The organism is Streptomyces sp. NPDC002602 (assembly GCF_042889445.1).
Classification (GTDB): Bacteria; Actinomycetota; Actinomycetes; order Streptomycetales; family Streptomycetaceae; genus Streptomyces.
Window position 1 is genome coordinate 1 of sequence record NZ_JBIAQX010000051.1, and the last position, 1611, is coordinate 1611.

At 56.5% G+C, this 1611-nt stretch carries 1 rRNA gene; it reads left to right on the forward strand.

Features of this window, described 5'->3' with window-relative positions:
* Positions 1-1571 (forward strand): 23S ribosomal RNA (locus tag ACFYW3_RS39155); the annotation flags it as partial.
* Positions 1572-1611 lie beyond the last annotated feature (40 nt).

The following is a 1611-nucleotide window of genomic DNA, read 5'->3' on the forward strand; positions in this document are numbered from 1 at the left end:
ATGCTAAGGCCGTGAAGCCGTTCCGGACCCTTCGGGGAAAGGAAAGTGGTGGAGCCGCCGATCCAAGGTGGTAGTAGGTAAGCGATGGGGTGACGCAGGAAGGTAGTCCAACCCGGGCGGTGGTAGTCCCGGGGTAAGGGTGTAGGCCGAGGGGTAGGCAAATCCGTCCCTCATTAAGGCTGAGACCTGATGCCGAGCCGATTGTGGTGAAGTGGATGATCCTATGCTGTCGAGAAAAGCCTCTAGCGAGTTTCATGGCGGCCCGTACCCTAAACCGACTCAGGTGGTCAGGTAGAGAATACCGAGGCGTTCGGGTGAACTATGGTTAAGGAACTCGGCAAAATGCCCCCGTAACTTCGGGAGAAGGGGGGCCATCACTGGTGATCGGATTTACTCCGTGAGCTGGGGGTGGCCGCAGAGACCAGCGAGAAGCGACTGTTTACTAAAAACACAGGTCCGTGCGAAGCCGTAAGGCGATGTATACGGACTGACGCCTGCCCGGTGCTGGAACGTTAAGGGGACCGGTTAGTGCGCTTTCGGGCGTGCGAAGCTGAGAACTTAAGCGCCAGTAAACGGCGGTGGTAACTATAACCATCCTAAGGTAGCGAAATTCCTTGTCGGGTAAGTTCCGACCTGCACGAATGGCGTAACGACTTCTCGACTGTCTCAACCATAGGCCCGGTGAAATTGCACTACGAGTAAAGATGCTCGTTTCGCGCAGCAGGACGGAAAGACCCCGGGACCTTTACTACAGTTTGATATTGGTGTTCGGTTCGGCTTGTGTAGGATAGGTGGGAGACTTTGAAGCAGCCACGCCAGTGGTTGTGGAGTCGCCGTTGAAATACCACTCTGGTCGTGCTGGATGTCTAACCTCGGTCCGTGATCCGGATCAGGGACAGTGTCTGATGGGTAGTTTAACTGGGGCGGTTGCCTCCCAAAGGGTAACGGAGGCGCCCAAAGGTTCCCTCAGCCTGGTTGGCAATCAGGTGTTGAGTGTAAGTGCACAAGGGAGCTTGACTGTGAGACCGACGGGTCGAGCAGGGACGAAAGTCGGGACTAGTGATCCGGCGGTGGCTTGTGGAAGCGCCGTCGCTCAACGGATAAAAGGTACCCCGGGGATAACAGGCTGATCTTCCCCAAGAGTCCATATCGACGGGATGGTTTGGCACCTCGATGTCGGCTCGTCGCATCCTGGGGCTGGAGTCGGTCCCAAGGGTTGGGCTGTTCGCCCATTAAAGCGGTACGCGAGCTGGGTTTAGAACGTCGTGAGACAGTTCGGTCCCTATCCGCTGTGCGCGTAGGAATATTGAGAAGGGCTGTCCCTAGTACGAGAGGACCGGGACGGACGAACCTCTGGTGTGCCAGTTGTCCTGCCAAGGGCATGGCTGGTTGGCTACGTTCGGGAGGGATAACCGCTGAAAGCATCTAAGCGGGAAGCCTGCTTCAAGATGAGTATTCCCACCTCCTTGAGAGGGTAAGGCTCCCAGTAGACGACTGGGTTGATAGGCCAGATGTGGAAGCCCGGTAACGGGTGGAGCTGACTGGTACTAATAGGCCGAGGGCTTGTCCTCAGTTGCTCGCGTCCACTGTGTTAGTTCTGAAGTAACGAAC